General features: G+C 38.3%; 18 protein-coding genes, 1 tRNA gene and 3 rRNA genes. 3 read left to right on the top strand and 19 right to left on the bottom strand.

Annotated features, from left to right (window positions below):
- The first annotated feature begins 24 nt into the window (after nt 1-24).
- Nucleotides 25-1713, top strand: coding sequence for an alpha-amylase family glycosyl hydrolase (locus DICTH_RS03030; RefSeq protein ID WP_049751865.1), 1689 nt, complete (start codon nt 25-27; stop codon nt 1711-1713).
- Here DICTH_RS03030 and DICTH_RS03025 read toward each other — a convergent pair.
- The 13 genes from DICTH_RS03025 to DICTH_RS02965 form a co-directional block, all read right to left on the bottom strand.
- Nucleotides 1655-2824 carry a divergent polysaccharide deacetylase family protein gene (locus DICTH_RS03025; RefSeq protein WP_012547620.1) on the bottom strand — a complete coding sequence of 390 codons (1170 nt, stop codon included), beginning with the start codon at nt 2822-2824 and terminating at the stop codon, nt 1655-1657. The genes DICTH_RS03030 and DICTH_RS03025 overlap by 59 nt on opposite strands.
- A complete protein-coding gene (locus DICTH_RS03020) occupies nt 2800-4095 on the bottom strand; it encodes a replication-associated recombination protein A (protein WP_012547497.1) in 1296 nt (431 codons plus the stop codon). Before DICTH_RS03020 ends, DICTH_RS03025 begins: the two co-directional genes overlap by 25 nt.
- Nucleotides 4088-4861 (bottom strand): hypothetical protein, encoded by a 774-nt coding sequence (locus tag DICTH_RS03015; protein ID WP_012548374.1) that lies wholly within the window; start codon nt 4859-4861, stop codon nt 4088-4090. The genes DICTH_RS03020 and DICTH_RS03015 overlap by 8 nt, the downstream gene beginning before the upstream one ends.
- A gap of 7 nt (nt 4862-4868) precedes the next feature.
- Nucleotides 4869-5774: a PSP1 domain-containing protein gene (locus DICTH_RS03010; protein ID WP_012548199.1), complete on the bottom strand. Its 906-nt coding sequence runs from the start codon at nt 5772-5774 to the stop codon at nt 4869-4871.
- Nucleotides 5771-6751 carry a DNA polymerase III subunit delta' gene (gene holB / locus DICTH_RS03005; protein WP_012547341.1) on the bottom strand — a complete coding sequence of 327 codons (981 nt, stop codon included), beginning with the start codon at nt 6749-6751 and terminating at the stop codon, nt 5771-5773. Before holB ends, DICTH_RS03010 begins: the two co-directional genes overlap by 4 nt.
- Before the next feature lie 2 nt (nt 6752-6753).
- A complete protein-coding gene (locus DICTH_RS03000) occupies nt 6754-7080 on the bottom strand; it encodes a cyclic-di-AMP receptor (protein WP_012548480.1) in 327 nt (108 codons plus the stop codon).
- 2 nt (nt 7081-7082) lie between these two features.
- Nucleotides 7083-7700: a dTMP kinase gene (gene tmk, locus DICTH_RS02995; protein WP_012547658.1), complete on the bottom strand. Its 618-nt coding sequence runs from the start codon at nt 7698-7700 to the stop codon at nt 7083-7085.
- An 11-nt stretch (nt 7701-7711) separates the two neighbouring features.
- A complete protein-coding gene (locus DICTH_RS02990) occupies nt 7712-9259 on the bottom strand; it encodes a R3H domain-containing nucleic acid-binding protein (protein ID WP_012548758.1) in 1548 nt (515 codons plus the stop codon).
- Nucleotides 9260-9270: 11 nt separating this feature from the next.
- A complete protein-coding gene (locus tag DICTH_RS02985) occupies nt 9271-10122 on the bottom strand; it encodes a DegV family protein (protein WP_012548795.1) in 852 nt (283 codons plus the stop codon).
- Nucleotides 10123-10147: 25 nt separating this feature from the next.
- On the bottom strand, nt 10148-10771 hold the full coding sequence (locus tag DICTH_RS02980; protein WP_012547952.1) for a 50S ribosomal protein L25/general stress protein Ctc: 624 nt from the start codon (nt 10769-10771) through the stop codon (nt 10148-10150).
- A gap of 32 nt (nt 10772-10803) precedes the next feature.
- Nucleotides 10804-11745, bottom strand: a complete 942-nt coding sequence (locus DICTH_RS02975; RefSeq protein WP_012547177.1) for a ribose-phosphate diphosphokinase — start codon at nt 11743-11745, stop codon at nt 10804-10806.
- A gap of 15 nt (nt 11746-11760) precedes the next feature.
- Nucleotides 11761-12669, bottom strand: coding sequence for a sugar phosphate nucleotidyltransferase (locus DICTH_RS02970; protein ID WP_012548249.1), 909 nt, complete (start codon nt 12667-12669; stop codon nt 11761-11763).
- 40 nt (nt 12670-12709) lie between these two features.
- Nucleotides 12710-12785 (bottom strand) — tRNA-Gln (locus tag DICTH_RS02965).
- Between the two features lie 64 nt (nt 12786-12849).
- Here DICTH_RS02965 and DICTH_RS02960 point away from each other — a divergent pair.
- Complete coding sequence (locus tag DICTH_RS02960; protein WP_012548024.1) at nt 12850-14853, top strand: HD family phosphohydrolase; 2004 nt, start codon at nt 12850-12852, stop codon at nt 14851-14853.
- 23 nt (nt 14854-14876) lie between these two features.
- Here the strand turns inward: DICTH_RS02960 and rrf are convergent.
- The 4 genes from rrf to DICTH_RS02935 form a co-directional block, all read right to left on the bottom strand.
- A 5S ribosomal RNA gene (rrf, locus tag DICTH_RS02955) occupies nt 14877-14993 on the bottom strand.
- A gap of 61 nt (nt 14994-15054) precedes the next feature.
- Nucleotides 15055-18070: ribosomal RNA gene (locus tag DICTH_RS02950) — 23S ribosomal RNA — on the bottom strand.
- A gap of 126 nt (nt 18071-18196) precedes the next feature.
- Nucleotides 18197-19743, bottom strand: a 16S ribosomal RNA gene (locus DICTH_RS02945).
- Together the 16S, 23S and 5S rRNA genes form the textbook arrangement of a ribosomal RNA operon.
- Before the next feature lie 195 nt (nt 19744-19938).
- Nucleotides 19939-21687 carry an ATP-dependent DNA ligase gene (locus DICTH_RS02935; RefSeq protein WP_012548277.1) on the bottom strand — a complete coding sequence of 583 codons (1749 nt, stop codon included), beginning with the start codon at nt 21685-21687 and terminating at the stop codon, nt 19939-19941.
- Nucleotides 21688-21821: 134 nt separating this feature from the next.
- On the opposite strand from DICTH_RS02935, the gene dapF reads away from it, so the two are divergent.
- Entirely contained in the window at nt 21822-22682 is an 861-nt protein-coding gene (dapF, locus tag DICTH_RS02930; protein ID WP_012548476.1) for a diaminopimelate epimerase, read from the top strand.
- On the opposite strand, the gene DICTH_RS02925 is transcribed toward dapF, so the two are convergent.
- Both DICTH_RS02925 and DICTH_RS02920 read right to left on the bottom strand, forming a co-directional pair.
- The gene (locus DICTH_RS02925) at nt 22679-23158 is read right to left on the bottom strand and encodes a ferritin-like domain-containing protein (RefSeq protein WP_012547172.1); all 480 of its coding nucleotides are present in this window, start codon (nt 23156-23158) and stop codon (nt 22679-22681) included. The genes dapF and DICTH_RS02925 overlap by 4 nt on opposite strands.
- 22 nt (nt 23159-23180) lie before the next feature.
- A complete protein-coding gene (locus DICTH_RS02920) occupies nt 23181-24491 on the bottom strand; it encodes a TldD/PmbA family protein (protein WP_012547419.1) in 1311 nt (436 codons plus the stop codon).
- Between the last annotated feature and the right edge of the window lie 4 nt (nt 24492-24495).

Below are 24495 nucleotides of genomic sequence, written 5' to 3'. Positions count from 1 at the left end.
TTAATTTACTGGAGGTAGAATAAAATGATATACGATGACAAAATATTCGGAGATTTATGCCACAAAGAGTTTTTAGTAGAAAGAGAAGTTAAAAAACTTGAAGAAATATATTTAGAAGAGGTTTTACCAGAAGATCCTAAGCCTGAAGATGAAATAGAATTTACTTTTAACTGTCCATTAAAGTTTCACATTACTTCAGGAAAAATTGTCAAAGATAACAGAGAAATATATACCTTTAATATACAGGAAAGAAAAACTCAATGGAATGATAGCATATTTAACTTTAGCGAAATTATCAAAATAAAAATACCTCCTTTAAAGGAAAATGGTCTATATCAAATCCACCTTTATGAGATGAATGAAAAAATCTATGAGCAATATCTCTCAATAGACAATTTTGAAGCACCCTTATGGAGTGAGGAGAGTATAATTTATCACATATTTATTGATAGATTTGCTAAAGATGAAAAAGAAGTAGAATATTCTGAAAACCTCAAAGAGAAATTAGGAGGAAACCTGAAGGGGATACTAAGCCGTTTGGATTATATAGAAAACCTTGGGATAAATACCATATGGATATCTCCCATTTTTAAAAGCACATCATATCATGGTTATGATATTGAGGATTACTTTGAAATTGATCCTATTTGGGGAACAAAAGAAGATTTAAAAAAACTTGTAAGGGAAGCCTTCAATAGAGGCATAAGAATAATCTTAGACTTTGTACCAAATCATATGTCATATAAAAATCCTATATTTCAGAAAGCTTTAAAAGACAAAAACAGTAATCTAAGAAGTTGGTTTATATTTAAAGGAGAAGATTATGAAACCTTTTTCGGTGTAAAGTCAATGCCCAAAATAAACCTTAAAAATAAGGAAGCGATAGATTATATAATAAATGCTGCCAAATACTGGATAAGAGAATTTGGAATTTCTGGATATAGAATGGATCATGCTACAGGTCCTGACATTAATTTTTGGAGTATTTTTTATTATAATTTGAAATCTGAATTTCCAGAAACTTTCTATTTTGGAGAGATAGTAGAGACTCCGAAAGAAACAAAAAAATATGTAGGCAAATTTGACGGAACTTTAGATTTTTATCTTTTTAAAATAATTAGAGACTTTTTTATAGGTAAAAGATGGTCTACCAAAGAGTTTGTAAAAATGATCGATTTGGAAGAAAAATTCTATGGAAATAAATTCAAGAGAATTTCTTTTCTCGAAAATCACGATTCAAATAGATTTCTATGGGTTGCTAAAGATAAGAAATTACTTAGATTAGCTTCAATTTTCCAATTCTCGATTAATGCAATACCTATAATCTACAATGGACAAGAAATGGGATGTAGTCAGTACAGAGATATACTTGAGGGAAATAGAACTCTACACGAACATGCAAGACTTCCTATACCCTGGAGTGATGACAAACAAGACAAAGAACTTATAGATTTTTACAGGCAATTAGTTAAAATCAGAAAAAGTCATCCAGCGCTTTACAAAGGTACGTTTATTCCTATATTTTCAGATATGATATCTTTTATCAAAGAAACCCAAGAAGAATCCATACTTGTACTTATAAATATAGAGGATAAAGAAGAAATCTTTAATCTGAACGGTACGTACAGAGATCTATTTAGCGGAAATATTTACACTAATTCTTTAAAGCTAGGCCCGATGAGTGCTCACTTATTACTTCGTATAGATCACTGATCCTTACTAGATCTAAATCATTAAAAAAGCCTTCCTTATCAAGTTCATTAAGAACTTTAATCGTTTTTGGTCTAAGATGGAGAATAAAAACCCCCCATCCTCTCTTTTTAGCTATATTAACTGCCTGAATAAATCTAGCTTTTATCCTTTCCTCATCATTCTCATGATCAATGAATAACATGTTTTCAAGAGCTGGTATTCCAGATCTATTTGCCATTTTATAACCTACACTGTTTAGAATAGTTCTACTGTCAAGAAAGGCTAAATTATATTTCTTAAAGACTTTTATGACTCTTTCCATAGTTTCAGAATCCTGCGTAACCTTTGAACCCATATGATTGTTAACCCAGGAAATTTTAACATTTCCAAATCTCTCAAGGTGAGTCTTTATGATATTCTCAATCTCTACCTCATCCATACCTACCATTATAGCTTCCGACACTAAATATTTTGCATCTCTTGGATAACTTATAGACTCCATAGGAAGATGCATCAGCACTTCCCAACCTCTTTTAGAAACTTTTTCTGCAATATCCTTTGTTTTTCTAGTAGGTATTATGGATATATTAAGAGTATAAGGAAAATTTAAAAGCTCATGGGTCCAAAAATTATCCTCTACCACATCATCAACCACAAAAGCAATCTTAGGAAGATTATCAGCATTTACTTTATTTATAGGAAAATAAAGATTAGCAATTTTTATGTTTTTTTCATCCCCCTCAGAAAAACGATATTTTCTAAAAATCTGATATTTTTCACTTATTCCCTGAGAACTTCTGACTCTGTCAACTATTAGTTCTTCAGATTTTAGTTTCTCGAGTAAAAAGTATTTAGTTAGTGGATTTTTGAAATATATAGAGTAAAATTTCCAGTTTAGAACATAATCCCGATAACTTTCTTTCCTATCCTCAACAATATATCTCTCTATATCCTTTTCATAATCTTTTATAATGTCCTCTGCAATCTCTGTATCAAGAACTACTATGCTCTTTTCCTTTATCACCTTATTCTCATCTATATGTTTCTCTATTTTTTTCTCTCCCTTACACCCCCCTAAAACAAAAACAAAAAAAACTAAAAGAAGAATTACTTTTTGTACCTTTCTCTCCATAAAGCCTCTAACCTTTCCTTTACCTTCTTTTCTCTACCTTGCTCAGAAGGATTATAAAAAAATTCTTCTACTCCTTCAGGAAGATACCTCTGTTTTACAAAATGATTGGGATAATCATGAGGATAAATATAATCGGGAGAATTGCCCCTCAGATGTTCTGGAACTATCGCTACTCCATGTTCTTCTATATATTTCATTGCCTTGTCAATTCCCATTATAACACTATTGCTTTTAGGAGCTGTAGCTAGGTATATGGTAGCTTCTGCAAGAGGTATCCTTGCCTCAGGCATACCTACAACATCTACCGCATAATAAGCTGCTTGAGCAACGACAATAGCAAAGGGATCTGCCATACCAATATCCTCAGCTGCATGAATAATTAACCTTCTTGCTATAAACCTCGGATCCTCTCCTGAGAGGAGCATTTTTGCAAGATAATATAAGGCTGCATCAGGATCAGAACCTCTTATACTCTTTATAAAAGCAGATATAGTGTGATAATGTTCATCTCCTTTTTGATCATATCTAAATACCCTCTTTCCAATAACCTCCTTCACTACATCTCTATCAATCATTAATCTTCCATCTTCTAAGGGAGATGCCATAAAAGAAGCAAGTTCCAATGTATTTAGAGCTATTCTTGCATCACCATTAGCAAACCTTACAATCTCCTCAATTGCATCATCTGTTATTTGCAGTTTCTTTTTGCCAAGACCTCGATCTTCATCCTCTAAAGCTCTTCTTAAAATTTTTTCAATATTTTCATTAGACAAAGGTTTAAGTTCTATTAATCTACATCTTGAGAGTAAGGTTGTATTTAGAGCAAAGAAGGGATTCTCAGTAGTCGCACCTATAAGGATAATTGTTCCTTTTTCTACAAAGGGAAGAAGTACATCTTGTTGAAGCCTGTTAAAATGATGTATCTCATCAAGGAAAAGAACAGTTCTTTTCCCGTAAAGTTCAAGGTTTCTCCTTGCCCTCTGAAGCGCTTCTTTTAACTCCTGTACTCCCACAATAGCAGCATTTAACTCTATAAACTCAGCATTAATAGCTTTTGCAAGGAGTATTGACAAAGTGGTTTTACCAGATCCAGGAGGGCCATAAACGATAAGAGAAGGAAGATAACCTTTATTAATAGCTTTCCTCAAAAAAGAATTTTCTCCAATAATATCCTCCGCCCCAAGAAATTCCTCAAGGGTTCTTGGTCTCATCCTAAAAGAGAGAGGCTCATAGTTATGGTCTTCCTTAAATAGACTTTCCTGTCTATCCATTAAAAAAATTCCTAAAAACTATTTGAAAATTCTTAATAAGGTCGCCTTTACTTTGCATTATATATAAACTTTTATCAAATGCATATATCCCTTCTTTTAGTTTTAGGCTTATATTACTTTTACCTTTTGCAAATCTCCTATCAAGAAGATATTTTATATTTTCAATTATATTTCTTTCTATCTTGAGTGTAGTATCAATAAAAAATATAGTAATTTTAGGTTTCAATTCTTCTCTTCGCCTAAGAAATTCCCACATTTCCCTTAATCTTACATTATTAGGAGGACTGGTTTTACACTCTATATATAAAAGACTACCTTCAAGGATAGAAAGAACATCAAAATCTCCCCCTCCCCTTAACTCTCTAATCTTTACGCCCCAAATCGTAGGCATTTTAAATTCTTTTCTCAAAAGCTCGGATATATACCATTCAAGGGTTTCTCCAAAATTGTCAATATAAGGATAAGAAAAATAATAGTCATTCCCAATTAAATTTATAATTCCACTTTTGATTAAAAAGTCCCAATATTCTTTTATTTCCTCTAACTTCCAACGAGACAATAACCTATCAATAAGAACTTTTCCGTTATCTTGCGAATGGATTATATCACTTAAGAGTCTTCTAAATCTGTAATGAGAAAGAAAGCTAAAATAATCACTCTCCAAAGATGTGTTCTTGGGTAAAACTATTCTATCTTTTTGACAACACTCGTCAATTTGATATCCTCTTCTCCAAAAGAATATTTTAATCTCCTCAAAATAATCCACTTATTACCTAATCTTCTTCCTCTTCTAACATCTTAAGTATTTTTTCAAGAACTTTATCTTTTTCTCCCTCTTTATCTTCTTTTTTGTATATCTTCTCAACTTCATCCAAAGAAATTAACTCTCTTCTTTCTTCATCGAATTCTACCACCAATTTATTTAAGGGTACATGATGATCTACAACTATACCTTTACCCTGTTTTGTCTCAACAACAGTACCCTTAGGAGGTAAGCTCGCTTTTATCTCTTGGTAAGTCTTATATTCATAGGATAAACAGCACATTAATCTTCCACAAATACCAGAAATTTTCAATGGATTTAAAGCAAGTCCTTGTTCTTTTGCCATCTTCACCGAAATAGACTCAAAATCCTGAAGATAAAGATGACAGCATACTTCCCTCCCACAAATCCCAATTCCGCCAAGATACCTTACCTCATCTCTTACCCCTACTTGATGCAATTCAATTCTTGTTTTATATTGACCTGCAAGCTCTTTTACTAATTCTCTAAAGTCAACCCTTTCCTCAGAGGCAAAATGTATGGTAATTTTACTATAATCAAAATTAATCTCACAAGCAAGCATTTTCATAGGTAGTCCTAATATTTTAGCCTTTTCTTGTGCAAACTGGAGAATTTCTTTCTCCTTTTCCCTATACTCTTTTATTTTCTGCAAATCCTCTTCTGTGGCCTTTCTTAAAATAGGCTTTAAAGGAGAAGGAGGTTCAAAATTCTCAGAAGGAACAAAAGGAGGAATTACAACCTTACCTGCTTCAACTCCTTGAACAGTCTTCACTATCACCACATCTCCAACTTTTAGATTAGGGTCTGTGGTTGAAAAGTAATAAACCTTTAAACTTCTTAACCTTATACCTACCACATATATATTCTCTATATTTTCCTTTTCTTCAGTCATCATGAGCTCATACCCACCCTTAAAAATAGAGTTTCTAATGTTAACAATAAATTAGCATTATTTCTAATACCTCTTATAGCATCCTGAGTTAACCTGAAAAAGTTTCTCAGATCTGAGACCGAATATTCTTGCGCCTTTCTCGCTATTTCTGGTAAGAAATCTTTCTGCATAATATACTTCTCATCTTCCGTGAGCTTCCACAAAAGCAGATCTCTCCACCAGAAAAGAACAAGCTCAAGAAGATTTATAATCTTTTCGTCATCTTTCTCCTCTACTAAAAAATCCACAAGCTCAAAAGGAGAATATGGCCTATCCTTCTTAAGAAGAGTTAAATATTTAAATAATTCTATCCTCTTAGTCCAATTATTCTCCTCACCCCAAAAAAGAGCCTTTCCAACACTCCCCTGCGATAAATTCACCAGAATCTCTAATTTATCCTCCGAAACCTTATCCTTTATTATTTGCCAAACCTCATCATAACTCAAATAAGAAAAACTTATTATTTGACTTCTTGAAATAATTGTTGGCAATAGTAACTCAGGTCTATAAGCTATTAAAATAAACAAGGTATGTTCTGGAGGCTCTTCTAATATTTTCAAAAGGGCATTAGCCCCTTCCGCTCTTAGCTGATGAGCATCATCTAAGATAAATACTTTCCAATTACTAATGTATGGCTTAACATAGGCTTCTTTTCTAATATCTCTAATTTGCTGTATCTTATACCATTGCCCCTCAGGTTTAAGGTAAAATAAATCAGGATAAGAAAGTTTTTCTATACTCTTACAAATATCGCATTCACCACATCCTTCAAGGGGTTCTACCTTACAATTTAAAGCTTGAACAAAAGAGATAGCAGTTAATCTTTTCCCAACACCTTCAGGACCCACAAAAAGATAAGTTTGGGATAATTTATTTTCATTGATAGCTCTTCTTAACACCTCTATAGCTTGTTTTTGTCCAACTATCTCTTTAAAGGCCATAGTTATATTTTCTCAAAATAGCTTACATCCACTGCAAATACTACTGCTCCGCCTACTTTTATTTTAACAGGCATAGGTACAGTTCTTAAGAGCTCTACCGATGGAAGAGGAGGAATAATCATTTTTTCTCTTTCCTTACAATTTTCTCTTAAAATAGATAAGACCTCTTCAAACTTATCATCCTCTACTACTGTCATCAATGTAATAGAAGCTTCCTCCAAAAAACCACCTTTACTTTTGAAGAAGGTAAGAGATAAATTATGCTCTATGAAAATTTCTCTTACCTTCTTCCAGTCTTCCTCCTGGATAATTGCAAAAACTAATTTCATTTTTACACCCCTCTAAGAAATTTCTCCTTTATCCTTTTAACAATCCTCTCAAAGATCTCTTCTTTAGACAAACTTCCTGGTATGATTATAAACCTTTCTTGTTCCCTTTTTGCAATCTCCAAGTATCCCTCTCTTACTCTGTAATAAAAATCCTTACCTTCCATCTCAATTCTATCAAAAGTTTTCTTTCTTCTCAAAGCCAGTTCAGGATCTAAATCAATTAAAACAGTAAGATCAGGTTTCAACCCAGAAGTGGCTATGTCATTCATTTCCGCCAAAATATTTAGTGGTAAATTCCTTCCGTATCCTTGATAAGCAATTGTTGAATCAGCATACCTTTCACAAATTACTATGTAATTCTCCTCAAGTTTCTTTTTAACCACAATGGTATTTTCCACCCTCGAAGCTAAATAGAGGAAGACTTCTGTCCAAGGATTTATTGAAAAATCTGGAGACAAAAGAATTTCTCTTATTTTACTTCCTACCTCTGTACCACCTGGCTCCCTTGTAAGGTAGACCTTAAAACCTTTGCTCTCAAGATAATCTTTTAAAAGTATAGCTTGAGTTGTCTTTCCAGATCCATCTATTCCTTCAAAGGTTATAAAAAGGCTATTTTTCATCCCTATAGAAATTAATGAGATGGATATATCCTTACCTTACGGAAAGGCTCTACTCCTACACTTTCCGAATACAATCCATACTGCTGAATGAGCTGATGTTGTAATCTTCTTATATAAGCAGGCTGAGGTGATAATTCATAAGGTTCATCATGAGTCAACACATACTCAATACCTTCTTGAGCTTCTCTGAGAGCCTCCTCCTCTGCATCACTCTTACTCGTACCTACACTTATTCCAAACTCCTCGCTCAAAAATCTCTCTATCTGAGTAACAGTGTTACTTCTTAAAACGGCAATCTTAATACCCTTCTTTTCTGCTTCTTTCAAAAGATCTTTTGCTCTTTTCTGATGTGCTTTCAATATCAAGAGGCAGCTAGCTTCGGAAAGATTTTTCACTACAAAAGCAGGAACCCCTAAATTACGTATTGCTTTTTCAAGTCTATTCCTGCTTATTCCATAGGGGAATATTTTCAAAGGCTCTGTCCTCTTCTCCCTTTCAGGCTTTCCGAAAACCGATACTTCTTCCTCTTCTTCTGAAGGCTCAATAGTAGGAGCTTCAACTTTTTTTACCTCTCCTTCAGGAGTTCTAAGTCTTATCTCAGGTTTTATAATGTATCCTCTTAATAGGGCATCAACAGTTTTTGCCACATCATGATGAATAGCAAGTCTATCTCTTTCCTGAATTTCTATAACCACTTGAAAGGTCGGAGGAGCTTTTCTTTCAAGAACAGTCTTCTGAGTACCTCTTCTTTTTGCTTCTTCATCGCTCAATGTTACTACCTGAATCCCTCCCACAAGATCCGAGAGCGTAGGATTAAGAAGTAAATTCTGAAGAGTTATACCGTGAGCAGTACCAATCAACTGCACACCTCTTTCAGCAATAGTTCTTGCAGCCTTTGCCTCAAGTTCGGTTCCAATTTCATCAATTACAATAACTTCAGGCATATGATTTTCTACCGCTTCAATCATCACATCATGTTGTTTTGCCGGATTTGGAACTTGCATCCTTCTTGCCCTACCTATAGCAGGATGAGGAATATCTCCATCACCACCAATCTCGTTAGAGGTATCGATAATAATTACTCTCTTACCAAGCTCATCAGCAAGAACTCTTGCTGTTTCTCTTAAAAGAGTTGTTTTACCAACACCAGGCCTACCTAAAAGAAGAATATTCTTTCCAGTTTCAATCACGTCTCTTATTATGTCGACCGTTCCTAACACTGCTCTTCCTACTCTACAAGTTAATCCAATTATTCTACCATGCCTATTCTCTATAGCAGAAATTCTATGAAGAGTTCTTTCTATTCCAGCTCTTTTGTCGCCACTGAATTCTCCAACTCTTGCAATAATATAATTTAAATCTTCTTCGGTGGTAAACCTCCCCTCAAAAACAACAGTTTTCTTATAAAATCTTGCCTCAATCTCCCTTCCAAGATCAAGAACAACCTCTATGAGATCCTTTATATCAGGATCTTGTTCTAACCTACTTTTGATGTCACTTGGAAATATGGCTAAGAACTTATCTAAATCATCCACTATTTGCTGTAACAACTTATTCATCCTCTCCTTTTCTAAACTTCTTTAAAAACTATTATTCCCCAAGAGCCTGGCCCAATATGAGAAAGAATAGTACAACTAAAAGGCCCTATATAAAAATCAGTTATATTTAAACTGTTCTTTACCTCTTGTGCTACTTCTAAAACCTCTTCATAATTATCTGAATAAGCAATAGCAATCTTAACCGGATCGCTTCCAGCATATTCCTTAGTAAGTTCAATAATTCTTGATTTAACTTTTTGTTTAGTCCTTACCCTTTCTACTGGCTCTATAGCTCCATCTCTAAGCTCTAAAATAGGTTTGATTTGTAAAATACTTCCCATCCAAGCCTGCGCTGCTCCAATTCTACCACCTCTATATAAATACTCTAAAGTATCCACAGTAAATTTTATACTGCTATGTAGATGCATCTTCTCAGCAAGAGCTATGAGATCATCCACTTTTGCTCCTTTTTCGACTGCCTTTGCAAGTTCAATGACAACTACTCCAAGAGCAAGCTCAGTTAACTTCGAATCAATGACAAATATCTTATCCTTTTGTGGTAAAAGCTCTCTTGCAGCATTTGCAGAACCCACAGTTCCACTTAATTTCGCCGAAATATGAATAGAAATTATAGCCTCCGTGTCCGGATATTTATCAAAGATATTTTTATAAGCTTGATAAAATTCTTCTACCGACGGCTGTGATGTCTTTGGAAAAATTGAACTCTCCTTTACTTTTTTAAAGAAAATCTCAGGAGTAATATCCACACCGTCTCTGTAAACTTCATCCCCAAAAGCAACCTTTAAAGGAACCACTGTTATATCATATCTCTTTACATACTCTTCAGGAAGAGCAGCAGTACTATCAGTCACAATTTTAATCATCAATTTTCACTCCTTTAAAAAATTTTTAAGACTGAGACTCTGTTTGAGACTCCTCAGTAGAAGCCTCCTCAGTATAACCTTTAGGAGGAATTATATTTACAATAACCTCATCTGCAGGAGTCAAAACTTTTATGTTCTCAGGTAAGTTGAGATCTCCCACAGTTATAGAATCTCCTATCTCTAAATCTGTTATATCTACCTCGATATGAGGTGGCACATCTAAAGGTAAAGCTCTTATCAAAATCTCCTCAACACCATGTTGCAATATACCACCCTGTTTTACTCCTTTGGATTCTCCTACAAGTACTACAGGCACATAAACATCTACAACTTCTTCTAAGCTTACAGCATGAAAATCAACATGAAGTAAGTCATCTTTTATAGGATCTATCTGAATATCTTGCAAAATAGCATTTTCAGTTATGGTATTTTCACCATCCTCTATTATCAACCTTAAAATATGTTGTTCTTTTGAATGTCCTTTCTTTATTAAATTCCAAAGATCTTTTTTTTCAACTAATACATGAATATTTTCTTTTAAATGAGCTCCATATACAACTCCGGGTATAAGATTACTCCTCCTATACTTTTTAGCATATTGCTTGCCTATCTTGTCTCTTTTCTTAAGTTTTATTTCGGTTATTTCCATTTTCCTAATTACCTCCTTTTTTTAATATATTATTAATCAAATAGAGAGCTTAAAGAATCCTTATTAGAAATTCTTTTTATTGCTTCTCCAAGTAAGTTCCCTATAGAAATGATAGTTAGCTTAGGCACTCTCTTTTCTACAGGTATTGGCAATGTATTAGTTACCACAAGCTCTTTTATCTCCGATTCCTCTAACTTTTTATGAGCATCATTAGTTAGTATACCATGAGTTACAGCCGCATAAATATCTCTTGCACCTTTCAATTTAAGTAATTTCGCTGCTGAAAATAGAGTATTACCAGTAGTAATAATATCATCACATATTATAACATCTCTACCTTCTACGTCTCCTATAATCTCTTCGACTTCCGCCACTTCAGGAGCAGGTCTTCTTTTATATATTATAGCAAGAGGCGTGTGTAATCTATCGGCAAGAGCTCTCGCTCTCGTAACTCCACCTATATCTGGAGATACCACTACTGGATCTTTAAGGTTCTTATCTTGAAAGTATCTCGTAAAAAGAGGTAAGGCAGATAAATTATCCACCGGAATATCAAAAAATCCTTGGATTTGTCCAGCATGAAGATCCATAGTAACTACTCGAGAAGCACCTGCGACCGTTAAAAGATTGGCTACAAGCTTTGCTGTTATAGGCTCTCTTGACTTGGTTTTTCTATCCTGTCTTGCATAGGCATAATAAGGAATAACCGCAGTAACCTCACCTGCGGAAGCTCTTTTTAAAGCATCAATAATTATGAGAAGCTCCATAAAATATTCATTAACTCTGCTTCCTAAAGACTGAATCACATATACCTCGGCCCCTCTTACACTTCTTGCAATTCTTGCATAAATTTCCCCATCAGAAAATCTTCTAATTTCAATTTCTCCCAATTCCACACCTAAATATTTCGCTACTTCCTCTGCAAGCTCCCTATTAGAAGTACCACTATAAAGAGCTAAACATTTTTGTCCCATCTCCCATTCTCCTTTTTAATCAGACTTAGAATTTATATAAGAAAAAGGACCGATATAAGAATTTTTCCTTATTATATAATCCCCAAATATAAAAACTTCAGGTTGAACTATCACATCATTCTCGACTACAACCTTATGTCCAATTACTACTTTATCAGGATCTACAATTATAACCCCATTCTCCATATTATTTTTATTTACCCTTTTTTTCAGTATACCACGTATAATACTTAATTCTTCTTGGGTATTTGCCCCTAAAACCTCCTCTGAACCAACTCTTATTACACCAATTTTCAATTTCTGTTTATTAAAAATTTCTATAACATCAGTCAAATAAAATTCACCTTGAGCATTATCATTCTTCAAATGCATTAAGGCCTCTTTCAATGGCTTCCACTTAAAAGCATAAATAGAAGTATTTATCTCTTTTACTTCTTTTTCTTTCTCTGTAGCATCCTTTTCTTCTACTATTTTTAAAATATTCCCTTTTTCGTCTCTTATTATCCTTCCATACCCCAAAGGATTATCTAAAATCGTTGTAACCACAGTACAAGCATTAGAATTCTCTCTATGAAAATCACAAACTTTTTTTAAAGTCTCACCTCTTATAAGAGGCATGTCTCCAGGGAGAATTAGCACATCTCCATCATAATCTTTTAACAAAACCTCTGTCCTTTTAACTGCATCTCCCGTACCTAAAGGCTTATCCTGAATCACAATATTTTTATCCGAAACAAAAGATAAATAAGATTTCACTTTTGGGCTCACAACTAATATATACTCTTTTTCAAAAACGGTCTCTACAGTGTCAAGCAAAAACTCCAATATGGTGTTTTCATAGAGGGGATGAAGAACCTTTGGAAGCTCAGTCCTCATCCTTTTACCCTGACCAGCAGCCAAAATGATAACTTTAAAATTATCCATAAAGAGCTTATAAAATAAAATTTGGGAATAATAAAAAATTTGGCTGGGGAGGCTGGATTCGAACCAGCGAATGGCGGATCCAAAGTCCGCTGCCTTACCAGCTTGGCTACTCCCCAAAGCCAAGTTTAATTATATATTATAGTGAAAAAGAGGTCAATAAATGATAAAATATTTATTATCATGAGAAAAGAAATTTTAAATTATAAAGGGGTATACAAATTCTTTAAAAGGCTAAAAACAGAAGTAAGTAAGAATCTAAAACAAAACTTAACATTAATTTTAACCATTTTTCTTTTAGGGGATTTCCTAATACTTTCTCTTGACTTTGTTTTTATTCCACCATTAAAAATCAATGATATCGCCCCTAAAGATATCATAGCTACAAGGACTGTAATATATCGAGATGAGAGCGAGACAGAGCGAATAAAAAACTTAATGCTTTCACAGTTTAAACCCATTTATACTGTAGATCAAAATATTACAATAAAAGTCCTATCTAAACTATCAGAAGTCCTCTCTCCAACCTCGGAACACTCTGAGGTTTACAATTACATATCTAAGTTTCAATTGTCTACAGTAAATACTATAAGAAAAAAGATCGAAACCTGGATCATAGAAAACTATTCAAAAGGAATTAAAGAAGAAGAAGTAAAAGCAAAAAAACAAGAATTTATAAAATTTTTAACTTACGAGCTAAGATTTCCACAAGACATAGCTCAAAAACTGAGTGACATTCTTATTGTTCCTAACATGTTTATAGACGTTAAAGAAACAGAAAACAAAAAGACGGAACTTATAAAATCAATAAAGCCTATAGAAAGAATAATCTCAAAAGGAGACGTAATTCTCAGAAAAGGCGAAAAAGTAACTCCTGAAAAATTCCAAATATTAGAGACTCTAGGTTATACATTCTCACCTAAAAGTATTTTACGATTTTTATGTCTATTCTTATTTGTAGCTTTACTTCATATTTCCCTAATACTTATCTTGTCTTATTTTGGCCAGATGAACATAAAGGATCTAAACATATTTCTCTTTATAAACAGCATCTTTCTTTCTGCACTAGCTATTTCAAAAATCTTCTCTTTCTATTCTACATATCTCGCACCTATTACTACCTTCCTTTTTATAATATTAAGCCTGATGGACTTTCCTGACTATGCTATTTTAAGCTTCTTGACAATTTTACTTTCAGCAATTTTCTTAAGATCATTCATAATACCAATCATTTTAATGTTTGATTTAATTTTTATTTATAGGGGCCTAAGAAACTTAGAAGATAGAGCAACTTATCTTAAAACCTCCTTTATGTTGACCCTTATTAGAATTCCTATTCTTGTTTTAATAAAATATGCCTATCCAGAAGTATATATAAATTTTTCTGATTTGTTTTACAGTATCATAAATCCCATCATCTCAGGCATTCTTGCCATAGGTCTGATCCCTATAATTGAGGATCTATTTAGACTTGCTAGCCCATTAAAGCTGTTTGAACTCACAAATCCTAACCACCCATTGTTAAGAGAATTAATCATGGAAGCCCCAGGCACATATTATCACAGTCTAATCGTAGGGAATCTTGCAGAAAGAGCTGCTGAAGAATCTGGTGCAAACCCCAAAATTGTTAGAACTGCTTCTTTATATCATGATATTGGAAAAGTAAAAAGGCCACAATATTTCATTGAAAACCTTTTACCCAATCAAAAAAATCCCCATGATGATCTTTCTCCGTATCTCAGTGCAATTATAATAAAGTCGCACCCTAAAGATGGCGCAGAAATTTTAAATAAAAATAAATTTCCTAAAAATATAATAGACATTGTGGAACAACATCATGGAACAAGTTTGTTATCCTACTTTTATATGAAACAAAAACAGTTGAATCCAAACCAAATTATACCAGAAGTAGACTTTCGTTATCCTGGACCTAAACCAAAATCAAAAGAAGCAGCAATAGTAATGTTAGCAGACAGCGTCGAAGCAGCTACAAGAAGTCTTAAAAATGTTACTCCCGAAAATATAGAAAAAGTAGTTAGAGATGTAATTAGAAAGAAATTAAATGATGGACAGTTAGAAAATAGCAGACTTACTCTAGAGGAATTGGAAAAAATATCTCAGAGTTTTATCAAAACCCTAATTGAAGTAAGACATCCGAGAGTACCCTACCCTCACGAAATTAGATAAAAAACAAAAAAGGGAGGAAGGCTCTCTGGCAATGACCTACTCTCCCACCCCGTTGCCAGGGCAGTACCATCGGCGCTGGAGGGCTTAGCTTCCGTGTTCGGAATGGGAACGGGCGTTTCCCCTCCGCTCTAATCACCAGTAGCCTTCCTCCCTCTATACTCTCCATAACTCCTCCAAGAAGGATCATACAGTAACCAGCCAGGCGTCAAAGCCTCGGCATATTAGTACCGGTCGGCTCCACGCATTGCTGCGCTTCCACCTCCGGCCTATCTACCTCCTCTTCTCGGAGGTGCCTTACCGGGCTTTCCCCGTGGGAAACCTTATCTTGGGGTGGGCTTCGCGCTTAGATGCTTTCAGCGCTTATCCCGTGCGGACTTGGCTACCCAGCTCCTGCACCTGACGGCACAACTGGTACACCAGAGGTCCGCCTGCTCCGGTCCTCTCGTACTAGGAGCAGTTCCCCTCAAGTTTCCTCCGCCCGTGGCGGATAGGGACCGAACTGTCTCACGACGTTCTGAACCCAGCTCACGTACCGCTTTAATGGGCGAACAGCCCAACCCTTGGGACCTTCTCCAGCCCCAGGATGCGGTGAGCCGACATCGAGGTGCCAAACCTCGCCGTCGATGTGGACTCTCGGGCGAGATCAGCCTGTTATCCCCGGAGTAACTTTTATCCGTTGAGCGATGGCCCTTCCACTCGGGACCACCGGATCACTAGGCCCGACTTTCGTCTCTGCTCGGCCCGTCGGCCTCACAGTCAGGCAGGCTTAACGCCCTTACACTTCAGGCACGATTTCTAACCGTGCCAAGCCTACCTTTGGGCGCCTCCGTTACCTTTTAGGAGGCGACCGCCCCAGTCAAACTGCCCACCAAGCACTGTCCCCCAAAAGGCTCTTCTTTTGGGGTTAGAACCCCAACACCACAAGGGTGGTATTCCACCGGCGGCTCCACGGAGGCTGGCGCCCCCGCTTCTCAGCCTCCCACCTATCCTCTACATGCAGTGCCAGAGTTCAATGCCAGGCTACAGTAAAGCTTCACGGGGTCTTTCCGTCCTGCCACGGGTAGTCCGTATCTTCACGGACACTCTAATTTCACCGGGCCCCTCGTTGAGACAGCGCTCCAGTGGTTATGCCTTTCATGCGGGTCGGAACTTACCCGACAAGGAATTTCGCTACCTTAGGACCGTTATAGTTACGGCCGCCGTTCACTGGGGCTTCGGTTCAGGGCTTCGGGTTATTCACCCTAACCCTTCCCCTTAACCTTCCAGCACCGGGCAGGCCTCAGCCCCTATACATCGGCTTCTACGCCTTAGCAGAGACCTGTGTTTTTGGTAAACAGTCCCCAGAGCCACTTCACTGCGGCCCTTTCAGGCTATTCACCTTACTCGGGCACCCCTTCTTGCGAACGTACGGGGCCATTTTGCCGAGTTCCTTAACGAGGGTTATCCCGCGCACCTTTGGATCTTCACCTCGCCCACCTGTGTCGGTTTGCGGTACGGGCACCCACTGACCTCCCTAGGAGCTTTTCTCGGCAGTGTGAGCTCGATGCCTTCGCCCTCTCACGAGGGCTCCCCATCACCCCTCAGTTCAACGGGAGTGCGGATTTGCCTACACTCCCTCCCTTGGGGCTTGGACCTGGTATGTCACCACCAGGCGCACCTACCCTCCTGCGTCCCTCCATCGGTATTAACGGTCAGTAGGTGGGGCCGGAATATTAACCGGCTGTGCATCACCTACGCCTTTCGGCCTCGGCTTAGCTCCCGCCTAACCCTGGGAAGACGAGCTTTACCCAGGAAACCTCGGGCTTTCGGTGGGAGGGATTCTCACCCTCCTTTTCGCTACTCATGCCGGCATTCTCACTTCCGCCTCGTCCAGCGGTCCTTCCGGTCCGCCTTCTCCCTACAGCGGAACGCTCCCCTACCGCTCTACCTATCCGAAGATAGGTAGAACCCAAAGCTTCGGCGCCGGGCTTAGCCCCGTGTATTTTCGGCGCAGCTTGGCTCGATCAGTGAGCTATTACGCACTCTTTAAATGATGGCTGCTTCTAAGCCAACATCCTGACTGTCTTCGCCAAGCTACCTCCTTTACCACTTAGCCCGGACTTTGGGGCCTTAGCTGTTGATCTGGGCTGTTCCCCTCTCGACCATGGAGCTTATCCCCCACGGTCCGACTCCCAGCCATCCACCCAGGGCATTCGGAGTTTGACTGGACTCGGCAGCGGATCCCCGCCCCTCGCCCAACCAGTGCTCTACCTCCCTGGGCTTCATCGGCTGAGGCTAGCCCTAAAGCTATTTCGGGGAGAACCAGCTATCTCCAGGCTCGATTAGCTTTTCACTCCTACCCACAGCTCATCCCATAGCTTTTCACTGCTAACGGGTTCGGACCTCCACGGGGGGTTAACCCCGCTTCATCCTGGCCATGGGTAGCTCGCCTGGTTTCGGGTCTAATGCGTGTGACTAAGCGCCCTATTCAGGCTCGCTTTCACTTCGGCTCCGGGACTGCACTCCCTTAACCTCGCCACACGCATTAACTCGCCGGCTCATTCTTCAACAGGCACGCAGTCGAGCCTTGCTCAAAAAGGGAAACCCTCTTTGAGCATAGCTCTCCTACCCCTTGTGGACGTACGGTTTCAGGTTCTATTTCACTCCCCTCTCCGGGGTTCTTTTCACCTTTCCCTCACGGTACTATGCGCTATCGGTCACCAAGGGTATTTAGCCTTAGGCGGTGGTCCGCCCAGATTCGCGCAGGATTCCCCGTGTCCCACGCTACTCGGGAGTAAGGTCCATAGGCTTAGTACACATTTCGCCTACGGGGCTCTCACCCTCTCTGGCTGGCCTTCCCAGACCATTCGGCTATGTGTACCTCGCCTACGGGAAAGTCGCGGCTTTCCCCGACCTTATCCCTCTACCCCTGTGTGGCAACGCCCGCGAGCTTCTACACCACACAGGTTTAGGCTCCTCCCCTTTCGCTCACCACTACTCAGGGAATCGAATTTCTCTTTCTTTTCCTCAGGGTACTAAGATGTTTCAGTTCCCCTGGTTCCCCTCCCTAAGAGTTTCCCCTTAGGGATACTCCGGCATTACCCGGAGTGGGTTTCCCCATTCGGACACCCCCGGATCATAGCTTGCTCGCAGCTCCCCGGGGCGTTTCGCCGCCTGCCGCGTCCTTCTTCGGCCCTTGGTGCCTAGGCATCCACCGTACGCCCTTTCTACTTTGACGCCCGGCTGATTACTGTATCATCCCTCTTGGATCTCTCCCTAATCTTCTTTTGTCTAAGGTACAAAAAATTCAGGGAGGAGAGGAAGAAGGTGAGAAAAGGAAAGCTTATCCTAAATTCTCCGTAAGAAAGGAGGTGATCCAGCCGCACCTTCCGGTACGGCTACCTTGTTACGACTTCACCCCAATCATCCGCCCCACCTTCGGCAGGCTCTTCGCCTGACTTCGGGTGTTGCGGACTCTCGTGGTGTGACGGGCGGTGTGTACAAGGCCCGAGAACGTATTCACCGCAGCGTGGCTGATCTGCGGTTACTAGCGATTCCGCCTTCACGCAGGCGAGTTGCAGCCTGCGATCTGAACTGGGGGTGGCTTTAGGGATTCGCTCCGCCTCGCGGCTTCGCTCCCCTCTGTACCACCCATTGTAGCGCGTGTGTAGCCCAGGGCATAAGGGGCATACTGACTTGACGTCATCCCCACCTTCCTCCGGCTCTTCGCCGGCAGTCCCCTTAGAGTGCCCGGCTTTACCCGCTGGCAACTAAGGGCAGGGGTTGCGCTCGTTGCGGGACTTAACCCAACATCTCACGACACGAGCTGACGACAGCCATGCACCACCTGTGCAGGCTCCAAATAGGGGAAACCCCCTATTTGGCACTCACCCTTTCGAGTGAGCTTACAGCCTGCATGTCAAGCCCTGGTAAGGTTCTTCGCTTAGCATCGAATTAAACCACGCGCTCCACCGCTTGTGCGGGCCCCCGTCAATTCCTTTGAGTTTTAGCCTTGCGGCCGTACTCCCCAGGCGGGGCACTTATCGCGTTAGCTGCAGCACGGAGAGTCTAACTCCCCACACCTAGTGCCCATCGTTTACGGCTAGGACTACCGGGGTATCTAATCCCGTTCGCTCCCCTAGCTTTCGCGCCTCAGCGTCAGGGTCAGTCCAGAGAGCCGCCTTCGCCACCGGCGTTCCTTCCGATATCTACGCATTTCACCGCTACACCGGAAGTTCCGCTCTCCTCTCCTGCCCTCTAGCTTAGCAGTATCAGATGACCTCCCTGAGTTGAGCTCAGGGCTTCCACATCTGACTTGCTAAGCCGCCTACACGCCCTTTACGCCCAGTAAATCCGGACAACGCTCGCCCCCTACGTCTTACCGCGGCTGCTGGCACGTAGTTAGCCGGGGCTTTTTCCTCGGGTACCGTCAGTATTCTTCCCCGAGAAAAGAGGTTTACACCCCGAAGGGCTTCTTCCCTCACGCGGCGTCGCTCCGTCAGGGTTTCCCCCATTGCGGAAGATTCCCGGCTGCTGCCTCCCGTAGGAGTCTGGGCCGTGTCTCAGTCCCAGTGTGGCCGACCACCCTCTCAGGCCGGCTACCCGTCTTAGCCTTGGTGGGCCATTACCCCACCAACTAGCTGATAGGCCGCAGGCCCATCCCAGAGCAGCATAGAGGGTTACCCCTCTATACTCTTTCCTTACCTGAGCATATCGCTCGGTAAGTATATGGGGGTTTAGCACCCCTTTCGAGGTGTTATCCCCCTCTCTGGGGTAGGTTACCTACGTGTTACTCACCCGTGCGCCGCTCTCACTCCTATCGGCATAAACCAATAGGAGCTACCGCTCGACTTGCATGCCTTAGGCACGCCGCCAGCGTTCGTCCTGAGCCAGGATCAAACCCTCCATCCGGTTATAATAAATATAACCTTCCTCTCGGAAGGTTTAATCCTCGCTCTTTATCTATTACGACCGCTTCCCTTTCCTCTTTTCCCTTCTTCCTTCTCTCTCCCTTTGTCCAAGGTTCATCCGCCCTTTCCCTCGGGCGCTTTAAATTCTATCACAAACCCCTTACCCTTTGCAAGAGGGTATTTTTATTTTTTTAACCTATAATAAATCTGAGTCCTCTTCTACTTTTTCTTTCTTTTGATTTCTAAACATCTCTAAAATTTCTTTCACAGTAGTAGCATCATATGGACCTTTATCTTCTCTAACAAATCCTTGAACCCTAGGGAATCTCAAGGCATATCCAAGTCCATCTAATTCCCTTCCACAAGTATGTACAGGACTCCTTGTTATTTCATCCGCCTGAACTACCACCACGTATTTAGGCTCTACCCAAACATCAGGTTCAATGAAAGACTCTACATTATTAGGCCTCTTTTCTACCTTTATTTCATCAAGTATTTCTCTAAATTTTACCCATTCCTCTTCTGTAGGCCCTGTACCTATTTTAGCTATAGTTTTAAAAAGATCTCTCTCATCATCATATACTCCTACAAGAAGAGCACCTATTCCAAACTTAGCTCTATGCCCTCTTCCTTTAAAATATCCTAAGATAACACAATCTACCGTGTCTGCCAGATGTCCTTGATAAGATCTCTTTAATTTTATCCAGTTAAAGTTTCTCATTCCTGCCTGATATGGAGCATCTAATCTTTTTGCAACTATTCCTTCCAAGCCTTCAGTAATACACTCCTCAAAAAAAGATTGAATTTCTTTTGGATCATTAGTAATTATATTTTTAGTAATAGAAATCTTCTCGCCTTCTACTAAAGCTTCTTCTAATTTTTGTCTTCTTCTTATGTAAGGTAAAGAAGTTGTATCTTCTCCATCTAAATATAGGATATCAAAGGCAAAAAGCTGTAAAGGATATAATTCCACCATTTCAGATATGTTATATTTTCTTTTTCTCTGCACTGTGACTTGAAATGGATAAAATTCACCCGTCTCTGGATTATATGATATCGCCTCTCCTTCTATAATAACATCCCTATCAGGAAATTGCTTTAAAACAGCTTCAACCAAATCTGGAAACATATATGTGTTATCTTCTAAATTTCTCGAGAAAATTCTTACACTATTTTCCTTTTTATGAATCTGACATCTAAAACCATCAAATTTAGGCTCTACAGCACATTTCCCAAGCCTTTTTATAATCTCTTCTGCCCGTGATACTCTTTCTGCAAGAGCCATTCTTATTGGTCTTCCTACCTGAACTTTTATCCTTTTTAGTGCCTCAACTCCGCCTTCCCAGAAGACCTTAGCCACGTATCCCAAATCAGAAGTAATATTAAAAGCCCTCTCAATGAAAGGCCTCAAACCTTTATCTTTCACTTTTGCAAAAGATAAAGCATCCATAATTGTTGGCTCACCAACTCCAAGTCTTAATTTACCCAAAACGATTCTTACTAAATATTTTCCTCCTTGAGGTGTCAAAGAGTTTATTAAAAAAGCAAGCCTATTTACCTTAGCGTCTACACTTCCTTCACCTGACAAGTTTGCAATATCATATAAAGTGTTAAAAGTCTCTACAACAGTTAAGTCTTTTCCTTCATTTTTGGAATACTTAACTACCAATTCTCCTAAATCTCCTACTTCCTTATAAGATCTTTCAAGCTCTAATAAAGGAATCTTCAATGCTAAGGCCATAGCTCTTAAAACCAACTTATCTGACATTCCAAACTCAATTTTTTCATAATCAGGAGCAACTCTTCCGTTTAACAAGTAGATAATTTTATCAATTTCTTCTTTGTCAACTTTTCTAAAAAGATCTGCAAGAATCTCCATCATCTCATTCCTTTTAGTAGTTTTCTCTATTCTTTCAAAATATTGAGCAAGTTCTCCAAAAAGCATAATAATCTTTCTCCTTTCTGGAAAATTTTCCTCTTTCTAATTTTATCATTTTATCTCCCAAAGAAATCTTTACAAAAAAGAAGAATCTGATAAAAATAAATTATCAAAAATACACTAAGACAAGGAGGTAATTTATGGTAGAGTTTGTAAAGAGCCATGGACTTGGAAATGATTATATTGTCTTTGATAAAACTCAAATAAACTTCCCCTTAACCGAGAAAAACATACGTCTAATATGCGATAGAAATCGTGGAGTTGGCTCTGATGGTATACTTGTTCTTGAAAAAATAAACAATCAAGAATTTAAAGTAAGAATATTCAATCCCGATGGAAGCGAAGCAGAAAAAAGTGGAAATGGTATAAGAATTCTTGCAAAGTATATTTACGATTATAAATATACTACTGAGAAAGAGTTCTTCATATACACTTTAGGAGGAAAAGTAAAAGCCTCCGTAATAGAAGAACAAAATGGAAGAGCAAAAACCATTGAAGTAGAAATGGGGAAAGTTACCTTTAGAAGTTCTGAGATTCCTGTTGCTGGCCCAGAAAGAGAGGTGATAGATGAGGAATTAAAAATTAATGGTGAAATTTTAAAAATTACATGCCTTTCTATTGGAAACCCTCATTGTGTCTTCTTTGTAGACGAAATTGATGAAGAAAAGATTAAATCTTTAGGGCCTAAAATAGAAAATAATCCAATATTTCCCAATAGAATTAATGTACAAATGGTTAAGGTTTTAGATTCAAATAAAATAGAGATAAGAATTTGGGAAAGAGGAGCAGGATATACTCTTGCATCAGGGAGTAGTTCTTGTGCAGCAGCATCAGCAGCATATAGAAAGGGATTAGTCAATAATCAAGTCGAAGTAATCATGCCTGGAGGAACATTACACATAAGAATAAACCCTGACTGGTCCGTAAATCTTATTGGACCAGTAGAAGAAGTATTTAAAGGAGAACTTTCTGAAGAAATGTTATATAAATTGAAAGACTAATTCTTTATACCTTTCTTAAATTCAGTAAGCTGAGAAAGATGCATCTTCTCCTGTTTTATTATTTCATACAGGATGTTTTTATCCTTTTCAGGAATATATTTTTCCATTTCATAATAAAAGAGAATAGAGTCTTTTTCTAAACTTATAGCAAGATCTAATACTTCTGATAAACTCCATACTGTTCTTGTAGAAAGCTTATCCCAATCAATAAAAATTTGAGAATCTACAAAAGCATGCAAATATTTATTAGCTTCCTGATCAGGATAAGCAGAAACAAAGCCTTCATTCTCCAAACGAGAGTAAATTTCCTTAAAAGCTAAGGCATGTCTTTTTTCTTCTAAAGCAAGATAGCTAAATAATTTTTTCAATTCTTCATCTTCTACCTTTGATCCCATTAATTCATAAAATTTTTCTCCTTCTTCTTCAATGTGTATAGCCATTTCAATTAAATCTTGAGAAGAAAACATCTTTACCATAAGAAAATCCTCCCCTTAAAAATTATTTTCCTGCTAATGTGATATCTTCAAGCTTTAACATAGGTGAATTTATATTACCTTTGAGGTCTAATTTATTACCAATGCCAGTTATATTTTTTAAAAAATCCTTCAAATTACCTGAAATAGTCATCTCTGCAACAGGTTCTGCTAATTCTCCATCTTTTATCCATAAACCCTCGATTCCTAAGGAAAAATCTCCAGAGATTGTATCTGCAAGATGGAGCCCCATTAAAGAAATAACATAAACCCCATTTCTCACTGATTTTATAAGCTCATCTTCACTCTTATCTCTAGGCTCAATGTACAGATTAAAATAATCAACCTGGGGCAAAGACTTAAAAGAGCCCCTAACCCCATTACCAGTAGAATTTTTACCCTCCTTATTAGCGCTATAGACATTATAAGCAAAATTCTCCAGTACACCATTTCTTATGAAATATTTTTGATAAGTCTTTATTCCTTCATCGTCAAAAAGTCTAGGAATCAAAGCTTTTTCAGAAAGAGGATCCTCTACAATACTCAAAATTGGAGAAGCCACACTCTCACCTAACAATCCCTTTAATACAGACTTTCCTTTTTGAACATTCTCTGCAGAAAATAGTTCAGAAATAAGCTCTAAAAATTCACTGGCTCTTTCTGCAGGAAGAATTATGTCTACACTTTGCGTCTTCTTGGGCAATGCTCCCAATAAACTTGTGGCCTGCCAAACCACCTTTTCAACTAATTTATCAAATTCAAGCTCATTCCAACTCCTAGCCACATCAAATTCAAATCCACTTCTTTCATTAGTCCCATCAGAAGCACCAATCTCTGTATATATATACTGGTACTGTTGATTATATTCCAAAGATAAACCCGTTGTACTTATTATTCTATTATTGTCCGTTGTTTTCTCCCAAACAATATTTCTCACAGTTTTTACTCTTTTATCTTTTGAATAGATTTCTTTTTCTAACTCTACCAATCTTTTTATTTTTTCTTGAAAGGATGGCTCTTCAGGATAGTACTTAAAATCTTTAAGATCTAAATCTTTAGAAAATTTCCAATTCTCATCTTCTTCCATTACCTGAGAAAGTTCAATTGCTCTCTGTATTGTTTCATCTATCTTATCTAAATTGGTAGTATAAGAAAATCCATGTTTACCATCTTTTATAACCCTTACCCCAATGCCATACTCCCTAGAAATTTGATAATTTTCAACCTCCTGCCTAGAGATTACTAAAGTACTTTTTTCTCTTTCTTGAAAAAATATTTCACACTCTATTTTTTGTTTTCTTAAATCCTCAATTAATTTAAATAAATCAACGGTCATGAAA

The organism is Dictyoglomus thermophilum H-6-12 (assembly GCF_000020965.1).
Taxonomy (GTDB): domain Bacteria; phylum Dictyoglomota; class Dictyoglomia; order Dictyoglomales; family Dictyoglomaceae; genus Dictyoglomus; species Dictyoglomus thermophilum.
The sequence above is the reverse complement of the archived record's forward strand: the minus strand, read 5'-3'. Positions and strand labels throughout refer to the sequence as shown.